Consider the following 21441-nt stretch of genomic DNA (forward strand, 5'->3'; position numbering starts at 1 on the left):
AAGTTGGGCGCATGCCTAAGACTCCCGCCCTCCAGGAGGTCATCGATGCCGCCGAGGAGCTGTGGCCCCATTCCCTCGCCGAATCCTGGGATGCCGTGGGGCTGGTGGCCGGCAGACGCGATGCCCCGGTGGCCAAGATCCATTTCGCCGTGGACCCGGTCTCCGCCGTCGTGGACGAGGCCTGCGACGCTGGGGCGGGGCTGCTGATCACCCACCACCCGCTGCTTCTGCGCGGAGTGACGAGCGTCGACGCCAGTGATCCCAAGGGTGCCGTGGTGCACAGGCTGATCGAGTCAGGATGCGCGCTTCTCACCGCCCACACCAACGGTGACTCTGCAGTGGGGGGCGTGAACGACGTGCTCGCGGAGATACTCGGCCTGCGCGACCAGGAGCCGCTGAAGCCCGCCGAGGAGGGTCTCACGGAAGAGGGTCTGGGCAGGATCGGCAGCCTGGAGCCGGGGATGCCTCTGGGCGAGTTCGCCTCCAGGGTCTTCGGCGCCCTCCCGTCGGTGGCGGGAGGAGTGCGGGTCGCCGGTGACCAGGATGCCTTTGTCCAGCGCATAGCCCTCTGCGGAGGCGCGGGCGACTCGCTGATCACGGCGGCGCACGACGCCGGCGCTGACGTCTACATCACAGGGGATCTGCGCCACCATCCAGCATCTGAGGCCCGCGAGAGGGCCCGCGGCGGCCGTCCCTACCTGATCGACGTCTCCCATTTCGCCTCGGAGTGGCTCTGGCTGCCTGCGGCAGCGCAGGCGCTGGATCGAGTCCTCTCCGAACGTGGGTATGAGGTGGAGGTGGCGGTCTCCGGCATCAACACCGATCCTTGGGACTTCGTTCTCACCCCCGGGTAGTATTTCGGGGCACAGAACAGCGGGCTGCTGACCGGCCCAGCTGCCGGCGAGGTGAGGGGATGCACGTGCGCGATCTGATAGTAGAAGCCGACGGGGGAAGCCGCGGAAATCCGGGAATCGCCGGAGCCGGAGCCTTGGTGCGGGACCAGGACGGGCAGATCCTCGCCTCTGTTGCAGTTCCGCTGGGTAAGGCGTCCAACAATGTGGCGGAGTACACCGGTCTCATCGAGGGGCTCAAGCTCGTCCGTGACATCGACGCGTCCGCCCGCGTGGAGGCGCGCCTGGACTCCAAGCTGGTGGTGGAGCAGATGTCCGGGCGGTGGAAGATCAAGCACGAGGATATGAAGCGTCTCGCCGCCGAGGCTGCGACCATTCTGCCTCCCATGCAGGTCACCTACACGTGGATCCCCCGGGCCAAGAACGCTGCCGCTGACACGCTCAGCAACGAGGCGATGGACGCATCGGCTGCGGGCGCCGAGTGGAATCCGTCGACGAGCTCCGTAAGGCCCTCCTGATCAGTCCTCGGCGGTGATGAGGTTCAGCTGATGAGGCGTTCTGCCCTCGGCAGGCCGCACCTCGACCTCCCACTGCTCAGAGGCCACGCTGACCACGTCAGCGATCGTCTGGGGCTGCGGCTCGGCCCGAAGCAGCATCCCGGTGAGCTGACCCCGTGCGTGCTTGGCGAAGTGAGTGACGACTTTCCGCTCCCCGTCGCGTTCGGTGAAGCTGTTGACCACCAAGGTCTGCTCCGGAGCGGACGTGAATGCCTGTGCGTACGAGGATGAGCGGCAGTCAATGACCAGCTGGTCGCCCACTCGAGCAGACAGGGGCTCCGCGAGCCGCTTCTTCCACCAGCTGCCCAGCTTTCCCAGCGGGTCCAGCTTCACGTCCATGGAGCAGCGGAACATCGGGATGCGGTCGGTGAACGATGTGGCCCCGAACGGGCCGGAGAAGATCAGGACCTGCTCCGTCGCCCGCTTCAGCTGCGGGGGTGTCAGCGTTCTGGCTTCGAGGGCGTCGAACAGCACACCGGTGTAGATATCATGTGCAGGCCCAGCCGCAGCCCGCCAGATGTGCTGATTGGCCTCGACTTCGCCCAGGACCCTGCTGCCGACCTTGAGGACGCTCTGCGCGTCCTCGCGGCCGCTGGCCTCGATCAGAGCATCCACCACCTGTCTGCGCTCATCGGCGAGCTCCGGCATGGTGAGCGACCGCAGGTCCAGAGGTTCGTCGACGTTGTCGGCCGGCGGTGTTTTGCCCTCGCTGGGCGGCAGGAAGATCAGCACCGAAGAAGGCTAGCAAGGGCGGGAACAACACATGGCATCGCCTCGTTGGGAGGGTCACTGCGGATCGTCGGAAACGTCCGGCGTCCCTCCCCGAGACGAGAGAAGGACACCACCGCAATGGCAGATCTGAACGAACTCATGAAGGACAAGCTTGGATTCGGAACTGCTCCCCTGGGGAACATGTTCCGCTCCATCCCGGACGACGAGGCGCAGGCTACGGTGCAGGCCGCCTGGGACGAGGGGATCAGGTACTTCGACACGGCACCCTTCTATGGTGCGGGGCTGGCGGAGGAGCGCCTGGGAGAGGCTCTCTCCGGAAAGAGCCGCGACGAGTTCCTCCTGGGCACGAAGGTTGGACGAGTCGTCCTGGATGAGACCGAGGAGAAGTCTGGGCTGTTCGAGGACGGGCACCAGAACAGGATCGTCACCGACTACAGCGCAGACGCCACCAAGCGGTCCATCGAGGACAGCCTCAGGCGTCTGAACACTGATCGTCTCGACTTCGTCTTCGTGCACGACACATCACCCGATTTCCACGGCGATGACTGGATCGGGCTCTTCGAGCAGGCGCGCACCGGCGCCTTCCGCGTCCTCGCGCAGATGCAGAAGGAAGGCGTCATCTCCGGATGGGGTCTGGGCGTCAACACCACCGAGCCCATTGAGCTTGCGCTCTCGCTCCAGGAGACCCCGCCGAGCATGAGTCTTTCTGCCACCCAGTACACGCTGCTCAAGCACGAGAGGGCCCTTCAGCGCATGCTCCCTCAGGCGGAGGAGGCAGGCGCGAAGCTGATCGTCGGCGGGCCCTTCAACTCCGGTGCGCTGCTGGGCGGAGACAACTACGACTACGGACCCATTCCGGACGAGGTCAAGGAGCGTGTGACGAAGCTGACCGCTGTCGCCGAGAACCACGGTGTCAGCCTGAAGGATGCCGCGATCCAGTTCTCCTCGGCGCACCCGGCAGTGGCGGCCGTGATCCCCGGGTCCAGCCGGCCGTCGAGGATCGCTGAGGACATAGCGGCCTCGCGTGCACAGATACCAGGTGACTTCTGGGAGGAGCTGCTCGAGCAGAACCTCATCTCCTCCCACGCCCCGCTGCCGCGGAGCTGAGCCTGCCCGGCAGGACGTAGAATAGATCGGGGCAGGTCGGCCAGATCATCGCGGCACCCAGGGCGCTCTCCGAGCGTCCGAGGATTGTCGAGGAAAGTCCGGGCTCCGCAGGGCAGGATGGTGGGTAACGCCCACTCGGGGAGACCCGCAGGCCAGTGCCACAGAAAACAGACCGCCAGCTGCGTGCTGGTCAGGGTGAAACGGTGGTGTAAGAGACCACCAGCGATCCAGGCGACTGGATCGGCTCGGCAAACCCCATCCGGAGCAAGGCCGAACAGGATGTGCTTGAGGGCTGCCCGCCCGAGCATCCGGGTTGGCCGCTTGAGGCCCGCGGCAACGTGGTGCCCAGATAGATGATGGTCCGAGACAGAACCCGGCTTATCGGTCGGCCTGCCCCTCCGTTTCTGCGCCGAAAACACACTGGTGCGACCGGCATCACACCTAGCCGCCGCGGCGTCGCCGTTCCCGTAGACTGCTTCGCGGCATAGACAACGGCGTCTAGAAACGGAGAACTGCATTGTCAGCATCCATCACCGAGCACCTTGATTCCTGGAATGAGCGAGAGGCTCAGGCAGAGGCGATGATTCCCCTCATCGGTCAGCTCTACCGGGAGAACAACGTCGTCACCGGAATCTATGGGCGGCAGCTGGTCAACCAGTCAGCCATCGACATCCTCAAGGCGCACCGCTTCGCTCGTCAGGTGGACGAGCAGGAGCTTCCCATCTCAGAGACGCTTCCGCTCGTCCAGGCCCTCTCCCGTCTCGACTTAGGCTCAGCCAGTGTCGACCTGGCGCGGCTGAACAACGCATTCAAAAGGTCGGGCGCCACGGAGCTCGAAACGTTCCTGCGCGCGGAGCTGGCCGACGTCGTCGGGCGACGAGGGGAGGGGACCCCCGAGCCGACAGATGTGGTTCTCTACGGGTTCGGGCGCATCGGCCGACTCCTCGCCCGCATCATGATCGGCCACGCCTCGTCCGCGTCCGGGCTTCGCCTGCGTGCCGTCGTCGTCCGTCAGGGCAAAGGCGACGATCTCGCGAAGCGAGCCTCCCTGCTGCGACGCGATTCCGTGCACGGGCCCTTCGCCGGCTCCATTCGTGTGGACGAGAAGAACAGCGCGATCATCGCAAACGGCACGTACATCCAGGTCATCTACGCGAACCAGCCCGAGGACGTCGACTACACCGCATACGGGATCCGAAACGCCGTCGTCGTGGACAACACGGGGATGTGGCGTGATGAGGAGGGTCTGAGGAGGCATCTGAGCTCCCCGGGCGCGGAGCGGGTCCTCCTCACCGCACCCGGCAAGGGCGACATCAAGAACATCGTCTACGGCGTCAACCACACTGATGTCGCTGACTCCGACACGCTGATCTCGGCGGCGAGCTGCACCACCAACGCGATCACGCCGATCATCAAGCTGATGCACGACAAGTACGGCATCGACCATGGCCATGTCGAGACCGTCCACTCCTACACGAACGACCAGAACCTCATCGACAACTTCCACAAGGGCGAGAGGCGCGGCCGCTCTGCGGCGCTGAACATGGTCCTGACGGAGACCGGAGCCGCGAAGGCGGTCTCCAAGGCCCTGCCTGCTCTCGAGGGGAAGCTCTCCGGCAACGCCATTCGAGTGCCCACAGCGGACGTGTCGATGGCAGTCCTGAACCTCGAGCTCAATCGTGAGGCTGACAAGGATTCGCTCAATGCCTTCCTGCGGAGGGAGTCCCTGGAAGGGCCGCTCCATTCGCAGGTGGACTACATCGACTCCGCAGAAGTCGTCTCGACCGACTTTGTCGGCTCCCGAGCTGCAGGCGTCATCGACGGCCTCGCCACCATCACCAACGGTCGTCAGGCGATCCTCTACGTCTGGTACGACAATGAGTTCGGCTACTCGGCTCAGGTCGTTCGCGTCCTGGAGCATATTACGTCGTCAGCTCCGGCGAAGTACCCCTCGGCCGCCTGAGCCGCACGGGCGCAGGGGCGGGTCGCCTGGTCGCGATGGCTTAGGGTGGAGCCCATGGCAGAAGAAGGTGCTCCCACCCAAGGAGCACCAACGTCGCCAAGAGGAACGCGACCACGACGCCCCCGAGGTCGTGGTCGAACCCGAAGCGGCAGAGCGACCACCGGTGAGGCGTAGTCCCTACATGAATAAGGACTGAAACGGCGGTCCATCCGGAACGCTTTGAGCGCGCTTTCGGCACGGAGCGGGTCGGCGAGGATCGATAGGTGGGACTCGCCCTCTCGATTGATCCGGCGCCTCCGTCATCCCGTCATGAGCGCCAAGGAGCTACGGCGACGAAGGATTATCCCCAAGGAATTCGAACCCATGGTCGACCGGTGTCTGAAGCACTAGACCACCACCGCGCCGTCCGTACTCCAGTTCATCCGAGACGAATACGCCACCGCGCTATGCGGCATGACTCTGAAAGTGCTACTATCTACAGCCTTCCAACACCACGGCCCTGGCTCCTGCCCCCGGTTACAGGAGCCGGGGCAACGAGAGCAGCTATGCCGTGCCCACCACACACCCTAAGCGCAGCCGGTTAAACCTCAGCGAAGCTTCAGAGGTCGTGCACAGAACCCCCCTCTTGCACCGAACCGCGACACCTGGCCCCGGCCGGTGTCAACAACGTCACGCCCTTATACCTCTAGGGGGCCGACTGCTTCTGTCGCTCTGTGAATCCGCCGTTTACCACTCCGGTAGGGCTGAGGCGGCAGTGCTCAGCTGGTCACCGAGTACTGCGTTGGCGATCAGGAAGTAGATGACCAGCCCTGTGGCGTCCACCAGGGTGGTCACCACAGGGGCTGAGAACACTGCCGGGTCGATCTTCAGCCGTGTGGCGATCAGCGGCAGGATCCCTCCGACGCTTGAAGCCCAGAAGCAGACCACCAACAGCGTCAGGGAGATGATCAGTCCGATGTCAGTGCCATAGAATATCGAGGCGATCGGGAACCCTATGGCTGCCAACATCACTCCAAGCAGCAGCCCCACGCGGGCTTCCCTCCACAGAATTCTTGGCAAGTCTCGGAAGCGAACTTCGCCGACCGCAAGTGCACGAATCATCGCACTGGCTGCCTGAGAACCTGCGTTGCCTCCGGTATCGATCAGCAGCGGGATGAACAGGGCCAGCACCACCATCGACTCGAGTGTCTCTTCGAAGAACTCCAGCACATTGACGGTGAGCACTGCGGCCAGGACCAGCACCAACAGCCACACCGCTCGGCTTCGGGCCAGTCCAAAGACGGTCGCCGCCAGGTAGGGCCTGCCCAGTGGTTCTGCACCACCGGCACGGTAGGCGTCTTCAGTGACTTCTTCTTCCAACGCTTCCATGGCATCGTCGACGGTGATGATTCCGATGACTCGGTCTTCAGAGTCCACCACCGGCAATCCGAGAAGGTCAGCATCCTGGATGAGCCGGCCAGCGTCTTCCCGGCTCTGATGCGCGGTGACGCTGTAAGCATCAGTGAGCATCACGTCTTGGACCGGGGTCCCCTGAGGGCTGGTCACAATGTCGCTCAGTGAGACGATGCCCACCAGGCGCCGCTGCTGGTCAGTGACCGGCAGTACAGAGTATTCATCGGAACGTCCGGGGCGGTCTTGGAGTTTCTGCAGGGCAGCCTCGCGGGTGCTCTCTGGTGAGACGGTGACTACGGCCGGGACCATCATGCGCCCTGCGGTGCCCTGTTCATAGCCCAGCAGTTCAGCTGTGGTGTCCCGCTGGTCCCTGGAGAGGCCTTCCATCAGCCGAGTCGCGACCTTGGCAGGAACTTCATCAAGGAGCCGGGCTCGACGGTCAGCCGGCATCGCTGCGACCAGTTCTTGCACTCGCTCTTCTTTGAGCCCTTCGAGCAGGGTCCTCTGGTGTTCCGGGTCAAGGCGCTCAAAAACTTCCAACGCCTTGTCCTTCTCCATCAGCCGAAACGCCACGGCCTGTTCAGACGGGTCAAGGCGGGCGATCTCTTCGGTCACGCGGACAGCGTGATTTCCATGGACCCAGGTGCGGACCTGGTCTGTGGCGTTGGCGCTAATCAGGTCACTTAGGACGTCGGTGGACATGACAGTACTCCCTAAAACATCGGCGCACGGAGACACCTCTCCCCCGGCATATCGGGCAAGGGGGCACGCGGCCATGAACATCTTCAACGGTGGTCAAAAAGCGGAGGGCTAAGGACGCCGAACGCGAATGCTCCGGCCCATGATCTATCGCCAATGAGCTCAGCGAATGAGTAGCCCCACAGAAGCCCATACGGACCTATTGCAGTGAGACGCTAATCAGCGATGAGAATCAGGGCAGACGAGAGGGAGCGGAGCGCAGGCGGTCGACGCCGGGACTAGAAGACTCGTCCATGTCAGACTCCCCTCTCAACGTTGCGGGGCCACAAGGCCACCATGATGCGGATCACAAAACAGGATGTTCTCCAAAGAATGAGCCCACGAAAAGTGTCTTCAATGCGAACCGCTTTGAAACTACCATCGGCACATGTTTCCAGCCAACTATAAGAGGGTTCTCGACATGCTCCCAGTTCGCGCCGACACCATCTGCAAGCATCGGGCGATGACACCGATGTGTCTCCAAAATGATGCGCCTAGCGTTGCTCCCGCTCTATTCACTACTCTGAGCGGCGACCTGGTCCTGGAGATTTTCGACTACGTGGCTCCAATGCCAGTTCAAGAGAATGTGATGTCCCGAAGAGGAGGCTGATGCTGTGTTTGCCACGCTATGATGCTGATTATGACGCAACTGCGAATCTCTCATATCGCCCGCCTCCTCGGTGTCAGCTCAGACACCGTCCGTCGGCTGATCAAAGTGGGCACCCTCGGCGCAGTGCCTGACTCATCAGGACGGACCGCTGTCAGCGGTGAGTCCGTTGCCGCCTACGCGCGGTCGCGCTCGGTGTCCGGTTCCGATGGGTCACGTGTCTCGGCGCGGAACCGGCTCGAGGGGATCGTCACCGAGGTGAAGACCGATGGGGTGATGGCGCAGGTCGAGGTGGCTGCTGGCGCCTTCAGGCTGACCTCTCTGATGACCCGCGATGCTGCTGAAGAGATGTGTCTCACCTCTGGCGTTCCGGCGACCGTCGTGGTGAAGGCCACCAACGCCGTGGTCGAACTGGGGGAGATCGTCGATGATCGGTGAGAACCTGTCCGGTCCCCGGTCGTGGCGCGTGCGCGCCGGCATTGCGCTCGGGCTCATCCTCGCGGTCACCGGTTGCGGGTCTGCTGCGTCCGAGACCGCCGGATCAACCACCGATCCCGATGCCGCCGGATCGACGGTCAACGTGGCAGCCGCGGCAGACCTCAAGTACGCCCTCGACGAACTGATCGAGGAATTTGCTGAAGACCATCCAGGAGTCGAGGTGGCGGTGACCTACGGGTCATCTGGGAACTTCGCGGCTCAGATCCGCAATGGAGCGCCCTTCGACGTATATCTCTCCGCGGACATCGACCTGGCGCAGGATCTCGCCGCGGACGGCTTCGGCGACCCGGACTCGGTGTTCGACTACGCGGTGGGCCGGTTGGTCGTCTGGGCGCCTGAGGATTCCCCGGCGGATGTCGAGGCTGGAATTGAGGGGTTGGTCTCAGAGGATGTGCGCACGGTGGCTATCGCGAATCCGGAGCATGCCCCCTATGGGGAGGCCGCCGAATCCGCGATGGAGACTGCCGGTGTGGCTGAGGAGCTGCAGACCAAGTTGGTGCTCGGGGAGAACATCGCCCAGGCGGCGGAGTTCGTGCTCAGCGGCAACGCTGATGTAGGCATCGTGGCGCTCTCGTTGGCGCTTTCGCCGCCGATGACCGGTGCGGGCAGCTACGCCGAGGTGCCGCTGGATTCTTTTCCCACCCTGCGCCAGGGCGGGATGCTCCTCGATGACGCAACCGCCGAGGACGAAGACTTCGTGGACTTCATCGGCTCGGAGCAGGGGCAGGCAACCCTCTCTGACTACGGTTTCTATCCGCCTGCGGGTGAGGACTGAGCCGGGATGGACTGGGATGCTGTCCAGCTCAGCATCCAGCTGGCAGTGCTGACAACGTTGATCCTGATGGTCCTGGCGGTACCACTGGCGGCGTGGCTGGCGTATTCGAAGCAGCGCTGGACCGCGATCATCGAAGCGGTGGTAGCGCTGCCGCTGGTGCTTCCCCCTACGGTTCTGGGCTTCTATGTGCTGGTGGCGCTGGGGAACCAGTCACCGATCGGGAGATGGTGGATCGAGCTGACCGGGTCCCCGCTGGCGTTTTCCTTTAACGGGCTGCTCATCGCCTCGGTGATCTACAGCCTCCCCTTTGCAGTGCAGCCGATGGTGGCGGCCTTCGTCGGCGTGGATCGGCGACTGCTCGAGGCCTCCACTGTTCTGGGGCGCTCCTGGGCATCAACGGTCCTGCGTGTGGTGCTGCCGCTCTCCCGCACCGGGCTGACCACCGCCGCGGTGCTGACCTTCGCGCACACGATCGGCGAGTTCGGCGTGGTGCTCATGGTGGGCGGTAACATCCCCGGTGAGACCCGGACCATCGCGATCTCCATCTACGACAGCGTCCAGGCCTTCGACTACGACACCGCGGCCACCACGAGCCTGTGGCTGCTGCTGTTCTCCGTCGTTGTCCTCGGGCTGACTTATGGGCTTAACAGCAAGGGAAGGACCACATGGCCGAGAGTCTGAGCGTGCGGATCCGCCACGAGGTCCTCGATGTGGATCTGTCGCTGCCCCTTGAGGTGGATACCCCGATCACTGTGGTGTTCGGCCCCTCCGGTGCAGGAAAGACGACGCTGTTGCGCTGTATCGCAGGTCTCGCCCACCCCGGAGATGACGCGCACATCGCACTGGGCGCGCAGGTGTGGCAGCAGGGCCAGAGCACCGTTCCCGTGCGACGGCGCGGGATCGGGTACCTGTTCCAGGACCATGCGCTGTTCCCGCACCTCTCCGTCGAAGCGAACGTCGCCTATGGGATCGCGAAGCTGCCGCAATCACTGCGCGAACAGCGGGTCCGAACGGCCCTGGAGAATGCGCGCGCCGGTCATCTGCTCGGCCGAGACACCGCGAGCCTCTCGGGCGGGGAGGCGCAACGCGTGGCGCTGGCCCGCGCGCTGGCATCGGCGCCGAAGTTACTGCTCCTCGATGAGCCCTTCAGCGCGTTGGACGCCCCAACCCGCGATCAGCTGCGCGGGGAGCTGCGCGAGATCCTCGTTGCCACGGGCACCCCGGCGCTGCTGGTCACTCATGACCGCGCCGAGGCCTGGGCGCTGGCAGATCGAGTGATCAGCCTCGTTGACGGCGGGGTCCAACAGATCGGGTCGGTGGAGGAGGTGTTCAACCGTCCGGCCACGGTCCCAGCAGCCCGGGCGGTGGGGGTGGAGAACATCCTCCGGGGCGAGATCACCGAACGTGTGGGAGGCAACGTCGAAGTCCGTGTGGGGGACCTGGTGCTGCTCACCGGCAACCCGGAAGGGCTCGAGGTGGGCGAGTCCGTGGCGTTGTGCGTCCGGGCGGAGAACGTCTCGCTGATGTCAGACGCCCCGACGCCGACGCCAGCTCCCAACCGATTCACAGCACGAGTGACCGAAATCAGGGAGCGCGGCTCGCTGCACCAGATCCGGGTCGCGACCAACCCGGTGATCACCGCCTATGCGCTGGGTTCAGGTTCTCACAGCATCCTGCAGGCGGGCTCGCTGGTGACCGTGGACGTGGTCATCGAGCGGTGCCACATCATCGCGAGTGCACACGCCCCCACGGAGACTTCCTAGACAGAGTCCTTTCGCGACTATTTGTGATGCCATACCTTCCAGGCAGAGAACACCAACAGCGCGACGAGAAGCGGCACAATCACCGCAGCAGAGACCACTCCGGAGAGCAGCCCACCGATAATCGTGCCCAGTATCGATCCGGCAGTCATTGATAAGAAGAAGCCCGGGTTACGCCGGAGTACCTGGAAGCTGTCATCGCGGCTAAATCGAGCGAACGCGACAAGCATCGTCGGCAATGACACCAGCAGAGATAAGGTGCCCGCAGTGCTGATATCGATCCCGTAGAGTAAGACCAGAGTGGGGATGAGTAGCTCCCCGCCGGCCACTCCCATAAGTGCTGCCACCACACCGAATATGAACCCCGCAACGACACCGGCGGCCCATTGCGCCCCTATCGTCAGCTCCAACGTGGGTGTGGCCCAGATATGGGTCACTGCCAACAACACAGCAATCAGAAGCAGCAGTGTGCCCAGCACCTTGTAAAGAGTTTCTGATGCGATTTTGGTGGCCCAAGTGGCCCCCACCCAGGCGCCGATAAAGCTCCCGATGAGGAGGTTTATCACGACGTCCCAGTGTGGGCTCACCTGCTCCAGTGGGGTCACGATCAAGCGGGCGGGGATGGCGGTCACCACGACTACCAGGCTCATCGCTTTGTTCATCACTACGGCATGCAGCGCTGCGAAACCGAATACGCCGATCAGGAAGGGCAATCGGAATTCGGCGCCACCAAGCCCTATCAACCCACCGAGAACCCCCACCAGAGCTCCGATCATGAACGCTAGCGGCAACGAACGACCGGAGGAGCCGACCAAAGTAGGGAGGTTTCTTGAACCGTACTGGGTTTAGTTCCGCTGCATGGGTGCGGGAAGTTCCTCCCGCTGGTGTTCGTAATATGCCGCTTCAATCTCAGCGGGTGTCTGGTGGCCCAGGTGTTCGTGAAGCCTGGTGGTGTTCCACCAGTGAACCCAGTTCATCGTGGCGAACTCGACCTCGGTCAGGGATCGCCATGAGGGCTGGGAGTAGATCAACTCGGTCTTGTACAGCCCATTGACTGGGTCTGCTGACGGTTCGATTGACCTCGGGGTTTATGCCGCCAGAGCGACAGTCGTTCTGTAAACGGTCTCGTACTCAACCGGAGTCAGCTTACCCAGACGACGCTGTCGACGACGCCGGTGATACGTTCGCTCGATCCAGTAGATGATCTCCCTGCGGAGCTCATCGCGCGAGGACCAGCAGCGCTTGTTGAGGACGTTCTTCTGCAGCGTGGAGAAGAAGCTCTCCATCGCCGCGTTATCACCTGCAGCGCCAACTCTGCCCATCGATCCGAGCAGACCATGAACCTTAATCATCCGCTGGTATTTCCTGGAACGAAATTGAGACCCTCGGTCGCTATGAACCGTGCATCCGGCCACTGCGCGCGCTCCTCGGCGGGCCACCGCATCGTTCAACGCGGCCACCGCAAGGTGTGACTTCATCCGTGCTCCGATCGAGTAGCCCACGATCCGGTTCGAGAACACGTCCTTGACCGCGCAGGCATAGAGCTTGCCTTCCGCGGTCCGATGCCCCGTGATGTCCGTGAGCCATAGCTGGTTCGGAGCAGTCGCAGTGAAATCGCGTTCCACCCGGTCATCACACACCGGCGGACCCGGCTTCTTGTTCATCCTTCTGGCTCTGCGGATGGTGGCCGAGAAGATCCGCTGCTGAGAACACAGTCGCCAGACCCTGCGCTCTGACACACGATGCCCGGCCGCGCAGAGCTCATCAGCGATGAACCTGTGCCCGAACTCGGGATCATCAGCCTGGATGTCATAGGCGGCGTTGAGCAGCTCGGCCTCCTGCCAGTCACGCTCCGAGACGGGGTTCACCGCCCACTGATAGAACGCCTGTTTGGAGAACCCCAACACCCGACAGGTCACCGCCACCGGAACACCGGCGGCGGCAAGGTCACGGACCAGCGGGAACATCATTTTGGGCGGGCCTGCCCGACCTTCAGATTTGCCTGCGACAAGTACGCCGTGGCTCGCCGAAGGATCTCGTTTTCTTGTTCGAGTTCACGGATGCGTTTGAGCATCTTCGTCTGCTCGGCCCGGTCTGCGGTGTTCTCCGCAGGGACGAACCCGTGCTGCTCTGCGCGTTGATGGTTCACCCACAGTTGCAGCGATGATTTCGAGATGCCCAGGTCCTGGCAGACCTGCTTCTGTGTCATCCCGGAATCGAGCAGCTCCAGCGCGGAGGCTTTGAACTCCTCGGAGTAGATCTTCGGCACGGGACTATCCTCTCTGCATTCTTAGCAGTCAGGAAGTCAACCGAACCGTCAGCAGACCCCATCTGTTCCGGCAGCGAGCCAAACAAGAAGTGCCCTACGTGTGTGTGCCTCGACATGTTTCGGAGAGCCGGGTCTACTTCACTGTTTCTCATTTCGGCCCTGAGGTCATTGCTGGAGACGCAAATTTCACCATCGCGGATCCGGCAGGATTCAATTTCGCGATCATGTCTTCCTCCATGTTTATCACTTGGCAGAGGACTATCGGAGGGCGTATCAAATCCGACCTCCGCTTCGGCTCGACATTGTCTTGGTACACGCTCCCACTCCCGGCCGTCGGCGATGGCCTTCAGGAGGAGATCATTTCCGCAAGTAAAGCGGTTCTGAAAGCAAGAGAGCGCCACCCGTATCGCTCCTTGGCAGACCATTACAACGCCCTGGTGATGGACCCGGCTCTCATCAAGGCGCACGACAAGCTCGATGCTGCAGTGGATCGCGCCTTCGGAGCTGAAGGGATGTGCCAGTCAGAGAAGGAACGTCAGGAACTCCTCTTCGCTCGATACGCAGAAATGTTGAAAGCGGACTAACCGTGGTGAGCGGCGGCTAGCTAGGAGGTGGTTCTCTGCCACCTGACATGGCCCAAGGACTCCATGTGTCCGGAAGGGTGCTGTTCCACTAGGGTGGCCGTATTAAGACCGGCCGATATCCATAGGGAGTTTCGTTATAAATGGCAGAGTTCATCTACACCATGGTCAAAGCCCGAAAAAAAGTGGGCGACAAGGTCATCCTCGATGACGTGACGATGTCGTTCCTCCCGGGGGCGAAGATCGGCGTCGTCGGTCCGAACGGTGCGGGCAAGTCAACGATTCTCAAGATCATGGCCGGCCTCGACGAGCCGTCCAACGGTGAGGCGCGGCTGTCGCCCGGCTACTCGGTCGGAATCCTTCAGCAGGAGCCCCCGCTCAACGAGGACAAGACCGTCCTGGGCAACGTGCAGGAAGGCGTCGGCGAGATCTACCAGAAGCTCGTGCGGTACAACGAGATCTCTGAGCTGATGGCTGATCCGGACGCTGACTTCGACGCCCTGATGGAGGAGATGGGCGCGCTGCAGGGTGACATCGATGCCGCCAACGCATGGGATCTCGACTCCCAGCTCGAGCAGGCGATGGACGCGCTGCGGTGTCCCCCGGGCGAGGAGGCCGTCACCCATCTCTCCGGCGGCGAGCGCCGTCGAGTAGCCCTCTGCAAGCTCCTGCTTGCCAAGCCGGACCTGCTCCTCCTCGATGAGCCCACCAACCACTTGGACGCCGAGTCGGTTCTTTGGCTCGAGCAGCACCTCGCCTCCTACCCCGGCGCTGTCCTGGCCGTCACTCACGACCGGTACTTCCTCGACCACGTGGCGGAGTGGATCTGCGAAGTGGATCGCGGTCGGCTCTACCCCTACGAAGGCAACTACTCCACATACTTGGAGAAGAAGAAGGCCCGCATGGAGGTACAGGGCAAAAAGGACGCCAAACTGGCACGGCGGCTCTCGGACGAGCTCGAGTGGGTTCGTTCCAACACCAAAGGCCGCCAGGCGAAGTCCAAGGCTCGCCTGGCCCGCTATGAGGAGATGGCTGAGGAGGCCGAGCGCACCAAGAAGCTCGACTTCGAAGAGATCCAGATCCCGCCCGGACCTCGCCTGGGCACGCAGGTGATCGAGGCGGAGGAGCTGAGGAAGGGATTCGGCGATCGCATTCTGATCGACGGGCTCTCCTTCTCGCTCCCCAGGAACGGCATCGTCGGCGTCATCGGTCCGAACGGCGTCGGGAAGTCGACGCTCTTCAAGACCATCGTGGGTATGGAGAATCACGACGCCGGCGACCTGACGGTCGGCGATTCTGTGAAGATCTCATACGTGGACCAGAACCGCGGCGGCATCGACTCCGACAAGAGCCTGTGGGAGGTGGTCTCCGACGGTCTTGACTTCATCAAGGTCGGAAACGTGGAGATGCCCTCGCGCGCCTACGTCTCCGCTTTCGGGTTCAAAGGCCCGGACCAGCAGAAGAAGGCCGGGGTGCTGTCCGGAGGAGAGCGCAACCGCCTGAACCTGGCACTGACTCTCAAGCAGGGCGGCAACCTCCTCCTGCTCGACGAGCCCACCAACGACCTCGACGTCGAGACCCTCAGCTCCCTGGAGAATGCTCTGCTGGAGTTCCCGGGATGCGCCGTGGTCATCTCCCACGACCGGTGGTTCCTGGACCGTGTGGCCACCCACGTCCTGGCGTGGGAGGGTACCGACGAGAATCCCGCCAACTGGTACTGGTTCGAGGGGAACTTCGAGGCTTACCAGGAGAACAAGGTTGAGCGGCTCGGCGCCGACGCCGCACGGCCAAGCCGTGTGACGCACCGGCGCCTCACCCGCGACTGACCCCTCCTCGCCGGGCGGGGATGCACGTTGACGGCTGTGGTCGGCCCTAGCGGTCGGTCCGCCGACGACAGGTGCCTCCCCGCCGGGGCGTGCGGGCTCAGAACGGGGGGTCCTCGCCTGATGCTGCCTCCCAGTTCGGCACGGTCTCAGGCTCGGCGGCAGTCCCGTCGCTGCCTGCGCCGCCAGCCTTATGCCCCGTTCGGGTGAACGCGGCGGTCCCTCGCGAGAGATCGTGGCCGACGCTCTCCGCGAAGATCTCCAGGTCCTGCCCGCTCTTGCCGTCGTCACTCTGCCACGACCGCAGCTGCGGTCGGCCCACCACTATGACGGGGTCTCCTTTGCTGAGCGACGCGCAGGCATTGGAGGCCAAGCGCTGCCAGCATTTCACGGTGTACCAGGTGGTGTTGCGCTCCTCCCACTGTCCGCCGCTGTAGACGCTGTGCGTCGAGGCGATCCGGAAGCTCGCAAAGCTGCCCTCGCTCGAGGGGGACTGCGGGCTTGCTCCCACGTTGCCCCGAACGACGATGGTGTCCGTCATGACGTGCTCTCCTTCTGACGCGGCTGGTGATCAGGCGACGATTCACAGGTGGACTGTGAGCGTCGTCTGTCGAACTCTGCCGCGTCGTTGGAGAGGCGCGGCCGGATCGTGACCGCCCGTGGACGCGCTTGGGAGTCGGCCGGCAATTCGATGCGGCGTGCAAAACAGAGCTCGAGTAGACTGGTCAGGTCATTGCCCCGGTAGCTCAGGGGATAGAGCAGCGGCCTTCTAATCCGCTGGTCGGGGGTTCGAATCCCTCCCGGGGCGCAGTGCTGGATCGTACGAGGGCCGTGGCCCCAGCGCATGATGGGCCCGGGATGCCCCGGAACCCTTGGACCCGAGCCTCGCCTCGAAGGAGAAGCCTCCCTTGCCTCTGCGCCATCAGCTTCACCTTGGGCTCGTCATGGCGGCAGCTGCAGCGCTCTCTCTCACCCATTCACTGCTGCGGTTCCGGAATTTCGAGGCGAAGGGCTACGACCTGGGCATCTTCGACCAGGCGGTGCGGCAGTATTCGCTCTTCAATGCGCCGATCGTTCCCATCAAGGGCGAGGACTTCCATCTCCTCGGCGATCACTTTCACCCCATCATCGCGCTCTTCGCACCGCTCTACTGGCTCTGGGACGACCCGCGGGTGCTCAACGTCGGGATGGTCCTTCTGCTGGTCTCGGCAGCGATTCCTGTCTATCTCGTGATCCGTGGGTGGTTCAGCCACGGACCCGCACTCATGGGAGCTGCAGGGCTGCTCCTGTTCTGGCCGTTCCAAGCACTGGTGAACTGGGACTTTCACGAGATTGCCTTCGGTGTCCCTCTCGTCGCCTGGATCATATGGGCGGTGGAGCGTCGCCGCTTCGCGTACGCCGTGAGCCTGGGCGCTCTGCTTCTGCTGGTGCGCGAGGACATGGGGGCGACTCTGCTCGCTCTGTCTGCGGTTCTTCTCATCAGAGGGGCATGGAAGTGTGCGCTGGCCACAGCGGCACTGGGCCTGCTGGGCCTGTGGTTCGCCGTGGGAGTCGTCATTCCCCACTTCGCGCCGGCGGGGGAGTTCCAGTACTGGGAGTACACGGCCCTCGGAGCTGGCGCGACGGCCGCTCTCCTCACGATCGTCACACAGCCTTGGCAGGCCGTGGCCGCCCTCTTCGACCATCCTCTGAAGGTGGGCCTGTGGCTTCTCCACCTTCTGCCGACTCTGATGCTTCCTCTGCTGAGTCCCTACGTGCTGCTGGGACTGCCGGTCCTGCTGTCCAGGCTGTGGAACGACCGGCTCAACGTCTGGGCGCCGGTGTACCAGTACGACGCCATCCTTGCGCCGATCTTCCTGCTGGCAGCGATGGATGTGGCTCGACGGATCGTCCACCAGCGGCAGCTGCTGCCTCCAGTCCCGTGGGGGAATACCTATAGGGGGCCTCGAAGAACGTCATACCGGGCCGCCGTCGCCTACGCCGTCCCTGCGGCGATGTGTGCAGCGGCAGTGGTCGGCACGCTCGCATTCCCCCAGGTCTTCCCCTTCCACCACACCGTGACGGGCCAGAACTGGAGCATGGGAGAGCGAGCTCTCGCTCATCAGCGCGTGGTGGAGATGGTTCCTGACGACGCGTGCGTCGAGGCTGCCGACACCGCAGTTCCGCATCTGACGGACCGCACCTACGCGGGGCTGAATGGCACGACTGCCGAGGAGGATCTTCAGTGGCTGATCATCGATGACCGGGTCCAAGAGCTCGGCGGCAGCAGTCCGCTGAGCCCTGACGAGGCCTTCGATCGGGCTGAGCGGCTGGGCTTCGAGCCCGTCGTGGAGGATGACGAAGGCCTGTGGCTGCTCCGCCGAGACCTCCCTGCCGCCGACAAATGCTCCGACTATCTGGAGAGGTAGTGCGCAGGACCCGGCTCGTCAGGCGATGCCTGCCTGGCGACGATTGAAATCCACCGTTCGCGGATCCAGCTGAGGCTTTTCACGCAGAGCCCGTGTGATCCGAGTGGCGTTGACCCGGACCAGATCCACCAGCGCTGCAGGGTTGACCTTCCCGACTTCGTAGGTGAGGCCCACGGCAGCGCGCACCTCGCCGTCGAGTCCGACAATCGGTGCCGCTATCCCGCCAGCCGACGGGGAGACGCAGCGATGAGCCACGAAGTACCCCTGCTGCCGGATGTCTTTCAGCGTGGAGCGAAGGTGGCCAGGATCGGCAATAGTGTGTTCGGTGTAGCGCTTCAGCGGATGCTGCAGGTAATCCTCAACGTATTCATCGCGTTCGTGGGCAAGCAGAACGAGTCCGCTGGCCGTGACGTGGAGCTGAAAGTGGCCGCCCATCTTGTTCCGCCCGGTGTAGTTCGGGTGAGCGCGCAGGGCTTCCACATACATCACCTCATGCTTCTCGCGAACGGCAAGCTGTACGCTCATGCCTGTCTGGTAGTGCAGCTCCATGAGGTGCGGAAGCGCTCGTTCTCGCAGGCACATCGCCTGAGACGTGGAAGCGAGTCCCAGCATCTTGCCGCTCAGGTAGTAGCGGCCCGACTCGTCAAGCTCCAGCCCGCCCCACTGCACTACTTCCTTCACCAGGCGGTGTGTGGTGGTCAGCGTGAGTCCCGCCTGCCGGCTTATCTCTGAGAGGGAAAGTGGATTGCCTGCTTTGGTGAAGGCGTCCAGCAGCGCTAGGACTCGGCCCGCAGCAGTCAGCTTCGGTTCGGCAAGGTCGTTCATTCACGGCACCCCTAACATACGACACTGTATGATCTCTCGATCACTATGGCACGCAGTGTCGTAAATCACAACAGGCCCGAGAAAGTCTCGGCAGGGGCTCATAGCTGCGGGTCCGTTACGAGGGTGAAGGGGGCCCAGGGGGCGAACTCCGGTTCTCCTCCCAGTAGACGGGGGAGTCCGTGAGGAAGGGAATCGCAGCTGCGCGGTCTTCGTGGATCGGTTCCTGGGGAAAGGACTGTTCAATCGCTCGGTGGCGCTTCACGACTCCGGCCTTGAATTCGGGGTGCGTCAGAATAAACATGTCCCCACGTCGTAATCCGTGGAGCACCCGCCGGCCGGCCTCTTCGGCAGACATGTACGGCTGCTGCTTGGCCCTTGCTGCGAACTCGGCTGAAGCGGGCGCATACCCCGACTCGCCGTAGTGCGACGGTCTCGTGCTGGTGCCGAGGGCGATGTTGCTGTGCACCGGTCCGGGCAGATAGGCAGAAACGCCGATCTGCTGATCAAGCAGCTCAATGTGCAGCGCCTCAGAGAGAGCGATGATGGCGGCTTTCGTCATGGAGTACAGGCCGGCGACGATGGGCAGCAGTCCGCCCATCGAGGACGTGTTGATGATCCAGCCTCCCTCGCCGTGTTCCTGGATCTTCGGCAGGAACGCTTGGATGCTGTGGCCGACGCCACGAATGTTGACATCGATGACCCAGTTCCAGTCATCTTCGGTGGCGTCTGCCACCGGACCGGTCAGGCCGATTCCGGCATTGTTGACCAGCACGTCCACTCTGCCGTAGCGAGTCTGCACGTCATCCGCCAGTCCACGCATACTTCCAAGGTCAGTGACATCCACGCATTGGCCCTCGACCTTGAGGCCCTTCGAGCGGAACAGGTCGCGGGTCTCATCCAGCAGGCTCTGGCGCCGGCCCGTCACGATCACCTTCATGCCGGCTTCGGCGAAAGCTAAGGCGATGCCTCGGCCGATGCCGCTTGAGCCGCCGGTCACGACGGCCACTTTCTTATCCATACTTCGCATCGGCACTTCTGCATCCATGCTCTGATGCCACCATCGGCCGAGGCAGTCAGGGGGGTGTCTTCCGTGAGGCAGAAGGAGCACCACACGGATGGCACTCGGTGCCATTAGTGTGGGATGCGTCACACTGATGGGTGCTTGTTCGGCCTCCGTCAGAGTGGGACTTCTGCAATGTGTCGATGCAACCGAAAGGCAGCTCTCATGACGGCAGAGCCCGTTGCCATGGCCCGACCTTCAGCTTCCGCGGGGGCTCCTGCTGGCGCGAAGCCGATGCGCCTGGTGGACCACTTCGAATATGGGCTGGATGCGCCCATATGTCTGACGTGGGAACTGACCTACGCGTGCAACCTCACATGCACGCATTGTCTGTCCAGCTCGGGCCGCAGGGACCCCCGCGAGCTCAGCACCGAGGAGTGCAAAGCCGTGATCGACGAGCTGCAGAAGATGCAGGTCTTCTATGTGAACATCGGTGGTGGAGAGCCTACGGTCCGAAGCGACTTCTGGGAGCTGCTCGAGTACGCCACGAGCAACAGCGTCGGCGTGAAGTTCTCCACAAATGGCGTGAAGCTCACTCCCGAGAATGCAGAGATGCTCGCGGCGAACGACTATGTGGATGTGCAGATTTCCTTGGACGGCGCGGACGCCGAAGTGAATGACTATATTCGCTCCGCAGGCTCGTACGACATGGCCATTCGAGCCATGGAGAATCTGCAGAACGCGGGTATGAAGAACTTCAAGCTCTCCGTCGTCTGCACACGATGGAACATCCCCCAGTTGGACGAGTTCAAAGCGATTGCGGATCGATATGGAGCCCAGCTGCGCCTGACACGGCTTCGCCCCTCGGGGCGGGCCGTCGACGTGTGGGACGACCTGCACCCGACGAAGGAGCAGCAGAGGGAGCTTTACGAATGGCTGCTGGCCCACGGTGAGGATGTTCTCACCGGCGATTCGTTCTTCCACCTCTCTGCCTTCGGCGAATCGCTGCCTGGACTCAACCTCTGCGGCGCAGGACGCGTGGTCTGCCTCATTGACCCTATCGGCGAGGTCTACGCGTGTCCTTTCGCCATCCACGATGACTTCCTTGCGGGGAATGTACGTGACGAGGGCGGATTCGAAACGGTCTGGAAAGAGTCGACGCTGTTCAAGGATCTGCGCGAACCGCAGGCAGGCGGAGCCTGCTCGACCTGTTCCTTCTTCGACAGCTGCAAGGGCGGCTGTATGGCCGCGAAATTCTTCACCGGACTGCCCCTGGACGGCCCGGACCCGGAATGCGTGCGCGGCTTCGGCGAGGAGCTGCTCAACGATCGCGACGGCGCTGAGCTCCCCAAGCCCTCTGGGGACCACTCGCACCGCACCTCACCGCCAAGACCACGAGCGGGCTCGAGCCGGCCTACGACGAACCGCAAAGTCTCCGTCACCATTGGGGCCAAGCCGCCGGCGCCGAGCGCCCCTCCTGTCTCCGCATGCAATGACAATCCGCTGGCCGGATTCGCGCCCGACCAGGCGGCCGCCGAGTAATTCAAGCCCAAAG

General features: G+C 63.2%; 18 protein-coding genes, 1 tRNA gene, 1 other RNA gene and 2 pseudogenes. 14 read left to right on the forward strand and 8 right to left on the reverse strand.

The annotated features are described in order from the left end of the window. The first annotated feature begins 11 nt into the window (after positions 1–11). Together FS388_RS12135 and FS388_RS12140 are read left to right on the forward strand one after the other, a co-directional pair. On the forward strand, positions 12–854 hold the full coding sequence (locus FS388_RS12135) for a Nif3-like dinuclear metal center hexameric protein (RefSeq protein WP_146341644.1): 843 nt from the start codon (positions 12–14) through the stop codon (positions 852–854). Positions 855–919: 65 nt separating this feature from the next. Next, a complete protein-coding gene (locus FS388_RS12140) occupies positions 920–1369 on the forward strand; it encodes a reverse transcriptase-like protein (RefSeq protein WP_371708370.1) in 450 nt (149 codons plus the stop codon). Here FS388_RS12140 and FS388_RS12145 read toward each other — a convergent pair whose 3' ends face one another. Further along, entirely contained in the window at positions 1370–2140 is a 771-nt protein-coding gene (locus tag FS388_RS12145) for a YaaA family protein (RefSeq protein WP_146341646.1), read from the reverse strand. Positions 2141–2257: 117 nt separating this feature from the next. Here FS388_RS12145 and FS388_RS12150 point away from each other — a divergent pair, with 117 nt between their 5' ends. The 3 genes from FS388_RS12150 (at position 2258) to FS388_RS12160 (ending at position 5210) form a co-directional block, all read left to right on the forward strand. After that, positions 2258–3247, forward strand: coding sequence for an aldo/keto reductase (locus FS388_RS12150; protein ID WP_146341647.1), 990 nt, complete (start codon positions 2258–2260; stop codon positions 3245–3247). Positions 3248–3279: 32 nt separating this feature from the next. Further along, positions 3280–3644, forward strand: an RNA gene (gene rnpB / locus FS388_RS12155) — RNase P RNA component class A. Positions 3645–3764: 120 nt separating this feature from the next. Next, positions 3765–5210: a glyceraldehyde-3-phosphate dehydrogenase gene (locus FS388_RS12160; RefSeq protein ID WP_146341648.1), complete on the forward strand. Its 1446-nt coding sequence runs from the start codon at positions 3765–3767 to the stop codon at positions 5208–5210. Between the two features lie 726 nt (positions 5211–5936). Here FS388_RS12160 and mgtE read toward each other — a convergent pair. Continuing rightward, complete coding sequence (mgtE, locus tag FS388_RS12165; protein WP_146341649.1) at positions 5937–7304, reverse strand: magnesium transporter; 1368 nt, start codon at positions 7302–7304, stop codon at positions 5937–5939. Positions 7305–7980: 676 nt separating this feature from the next. Here mgtE and FS388_RS12170 point away from each other — a divergent pair. Genes FS388_RS12170 through FS388_RS12185 form a run of 4 tightly spaced genes read left to right on the forward strand, consistent with a single transcriptional unit; the run spans position 7981 to position 10983 of the window. Next, entirely contained in the window at positions 7981–8385 is a 405-nt protein-coding gene (locus FS388_RS12170; RefSeq protein WP_146341650.1) for a molybdopterin-binding protein, read from the forward strand. Then, positions 8375–9220, forward strand: a complete 846-nt coding sequence (gene modA / locus FS388_RS12175) for a molybdate ABC transporter substrate-binding protein (RefSeq protein WP_146341651.1) — start codon at positions 8375–8377, stop codon at positions 9218–9220. Before FS388_RS12170 ends, modA begins: the two co-directional genes overlap by 11 nt. A 6-nt stretch (positions 9221–9226) precedes the next feature. Beyond that, positions 9227–9901 (forward strand): molybdate ABC transporter permease subunit, encoded by a 675-nt coding sequence (gene modB / locus FS388_RS12180; protein ID WP_146341652.1) that lies wholly within the window; start codon positions 9227–9229, stop codon positions 9899–9901. Then, on the forward strand, positions 9886–10983 hold the full coding sequence (locus tag FS388_RS12185; RefSeq protein WP_146341653.1) for an ABC transporter ATP-binding protein: 1098 nt from the start codon (positions 9886–9888) through the stop codon (positions 10981–10983). The genes modB and FS388_RS12185 overlap by 16 nt, the downstream gene beginning before the upstream one ends. Before the next feature lie 17 nt (positions 10984–11000). Here FS388_RS12185 and FS388_RS12190 read toward each other — a convergent pair whose 3' ends face one another. The 3 genes and pseudogenes from FS388_RS12190 to FS388_RS12200 form a co-directional block, all read right to left on the reverse strand. Further along, positions 11001–11756 (reverse strand): sulfite exporter TauE/SafE family protein, encoded by a 756-nt coding sequence (locus FS388_RS12190; RefSeq protein WP_146341654.1) that lies wholly within the window; start codon positions 11754–11756, stop codon positions 11001–11003. A 69-nt stretch (positions 11757–11825) separates the two neighbouring features. Next, a pseudogene (locus FS388_RS12195) lies at positions 11826–12044 on the reverse strand (integrase core domain-containing protein); the annotation flags it as partial. A gap of 24 nt (positions 12045–12068) precedes the next feature. Further along, positions 12069–13249, reverse strand: a pseudogene (locus tag FS388_RS12200) (IS3 family transposase). Between the two features lie 17 nt (positions 13250–13266). Between FS388_RS12200 and FS388_RS12205 the strand changes: the two are divergent. Beyond that, complete coding sequence (locus tag FS388_RS12205; protein ID WP_371708781.1) at positions 13267–13833, forward strand: type IIL restriction-modification enzyme MmeI; 567 nt, start codon at positions 13267–13269, stop codon at positions 13831–13833. 140 nt (positions 13834–13973) lie between these two features. Continuing rightward, positions 13974–15656, forward strand: coding sequence for an energy-dependent translational throttle protein EttA (gene ettA, locus FS388_RS12210; protein WP_146341656.1), 1683 nt, complete (start codon positions 13974–13976; stop codon positions 15654–15656). A gap of 97 nt (positions 15657–15753) precedes the next feature. Here the strand turns inward: ettA and FS388_RS12215 are convergent, their stop codons facing one another. Then, a complete protein-coding gene (locus FS388_RS12215; RefSeq protein ID WP_146341657.1) occupies positions 15754–16194 on the reverse strand; it encodes a single-stranded DNA-binding protein in 441 nt (146 codons plus the stop codon). A 194-nt stretch (positions 16195–16388) separates the two neighbouring features. Here FS388_RS12215 and FS388_RS12220 point away from each other — a divergent pair. Next, a tRNA-Arg gene (locus FS388_RS12220) sits at positions 16389–16461 on the forward strand. A gap of 100 nt (positions 16462–16561) precedes the next feature. Continuing rightward, on the forward strand, positions 16562–18061 hold the full coding sequence (locus FS388_RS12225; protein ID WP_246836216.1) for a DUF2079 domain-containing protein: 1500 nt from the start codon (positions 16562–16564) through the stop codon (positions 18059–18061). An 18-nt stretch (positions 18062–18079) separates the two neighbouring features. Here FS388_RS12225 and FS388_RS12230 read toward each other — a convergent pair whose 3' ends face one another. Then, positions 18080–18886, reverse strand: a complete 807-nt coding sequence (locus FS388_RS12230) for an IclR family transcriptional regulator (RefSeq protein ID WP_146341659.1) — start codon at positions 18884–18886, stop codon at positions 18080–18082. 115 nt (positions 18887–19001) lie between these two features. Next, the gene (locus FS388_RS12235; protein ID WP_168198710.1) at positions 19002–19904 is read right to left on the reverse strand and encodes an SDR family oxidoreductase; all 903 of its coding nucleotides are present in this window, start codon (positions 19902–19904) and stop codon (positions 19002–19004) included. Between the two features lie 207 nt (positions 19905–20111). On the opposite strand from FS388_RS12235, the gene mftC reads away from it, so the two are divergent. Then, positions 20112–21428 (forward strand): mycofactocin radical SAM maturase, encoded by a 1317-nt coding sequence (gene mftC / locus FS388_RS12240; protein ID WP_246836217.1) that lies wholly within the window; start codon positions 20112–20114, stop codon positions 21426–21428. The last annotated feature ends 13 nt before the right edge of the window (positions 21429–21441 follow it).

This window comes from Nesterenkonia sp. NBAIMH1 (assembly GCF_007922635.1).
GTDB classification, from domain to species: Bacteria; Actinomycetota; Actinomycetes; order Actinomycetales; family Micrococcaceae; genus Nesterenkonia; species Nesterenkonia pannonica.

Excerpts from the sequence above, each read along its gene's own strand:
- FS388_RS12135 (WP_146341644.1), top strand. The coding sequence starts at position 12 with ATGCCTAAGACTCCCGCCCTCCAGGAGGTCATCGATGCCGCCGAGGAG.
- FS388_RS12150 (WP_146341647.1), top strand. The coding sequence starts at position 2,258 with ATGGCAGATCTGAACGAACTCATGAAGGACAAGCTTGGATTCGGAACT.
- mgtE (WP_146341649.1), bottom strand. The coding sequence starts at position 7,304 with ATGTCCACCGACGTCCTAAGTGACCTGATTAGCGCCAACGCCACAGAC.
- FS388_RS12170 (WP_146341650.1), top strand. The coding sequence starts at position 7,981 with ATGACGCAACTGCGAATCTCTCATATCGCCCGCCTCCTCGGTGTCAGC.
- modA (WP_146341651.1), top strand. The coding sequence starts at position 8,375 with ATGATCGGTGAGAACCTGTCCGGTCCCCGGTCGTGGCGCGTGCGCGCC.
- modB (WP_146341652.1), top strand. The coding sequence starts at position 9,227 with ATGGACTGGGATGCTGTCCAGCTCAGCATCCAGCTGGCAGTGCTGACA.
- FS388_RS12185 (WP_146341653.1), top strand. The coding sequence starts at position 9,886 with ATGGCCGAGAGTCTGAGCGTGCGGATCCGCCACGAGGTCCTCGATGTG.
- FS388_RS12190 (WP_146341654.1), bottom strand. The coding sequence starts at position 11,756 with ATGATCGGAGCTCTGGTGGGGGTTCTCGGTGGGTTGATAGGGCTTGGT.
- ettA (WP_146341656.1), top strand. The coding sequence starts at position 13,974 with ATGGCAGAGTTCATCTACACCATGGTCAAAGCCCGAAAAAAAGTGGGC.
- FS388_RS12215 (WP_146341657.1), bottom strand. The coding sequence starts at position 16,194 with ATGACGGACACCATCGTCGTTCGGGGCAACGTGGGAGCAAGCCCGCAG.
- FS388_RS12230 (WP_146341659.1), bottom strand. The coding sequence starts at position 18,886 with ATGAACGACCTTGCCGAACCGAAGCTGACTGCTGCGGGCCGAGTCCTA.
- FS388_RS12235 (WP_168198710.1), bottom strand. The coding sequence starts at position 19,904 with ATGGATAAGAAAGTGGCCGTCGTGACCGGCGGCTCAAGCGGCATCGGC.
- mftC (WP_246836217.1), top strand. The coding sequence starts at position 20,112 with ATGACGGCAGAGCCCGTTGCCATGGCCCGACCTTCAGCTTCCGCGGGG.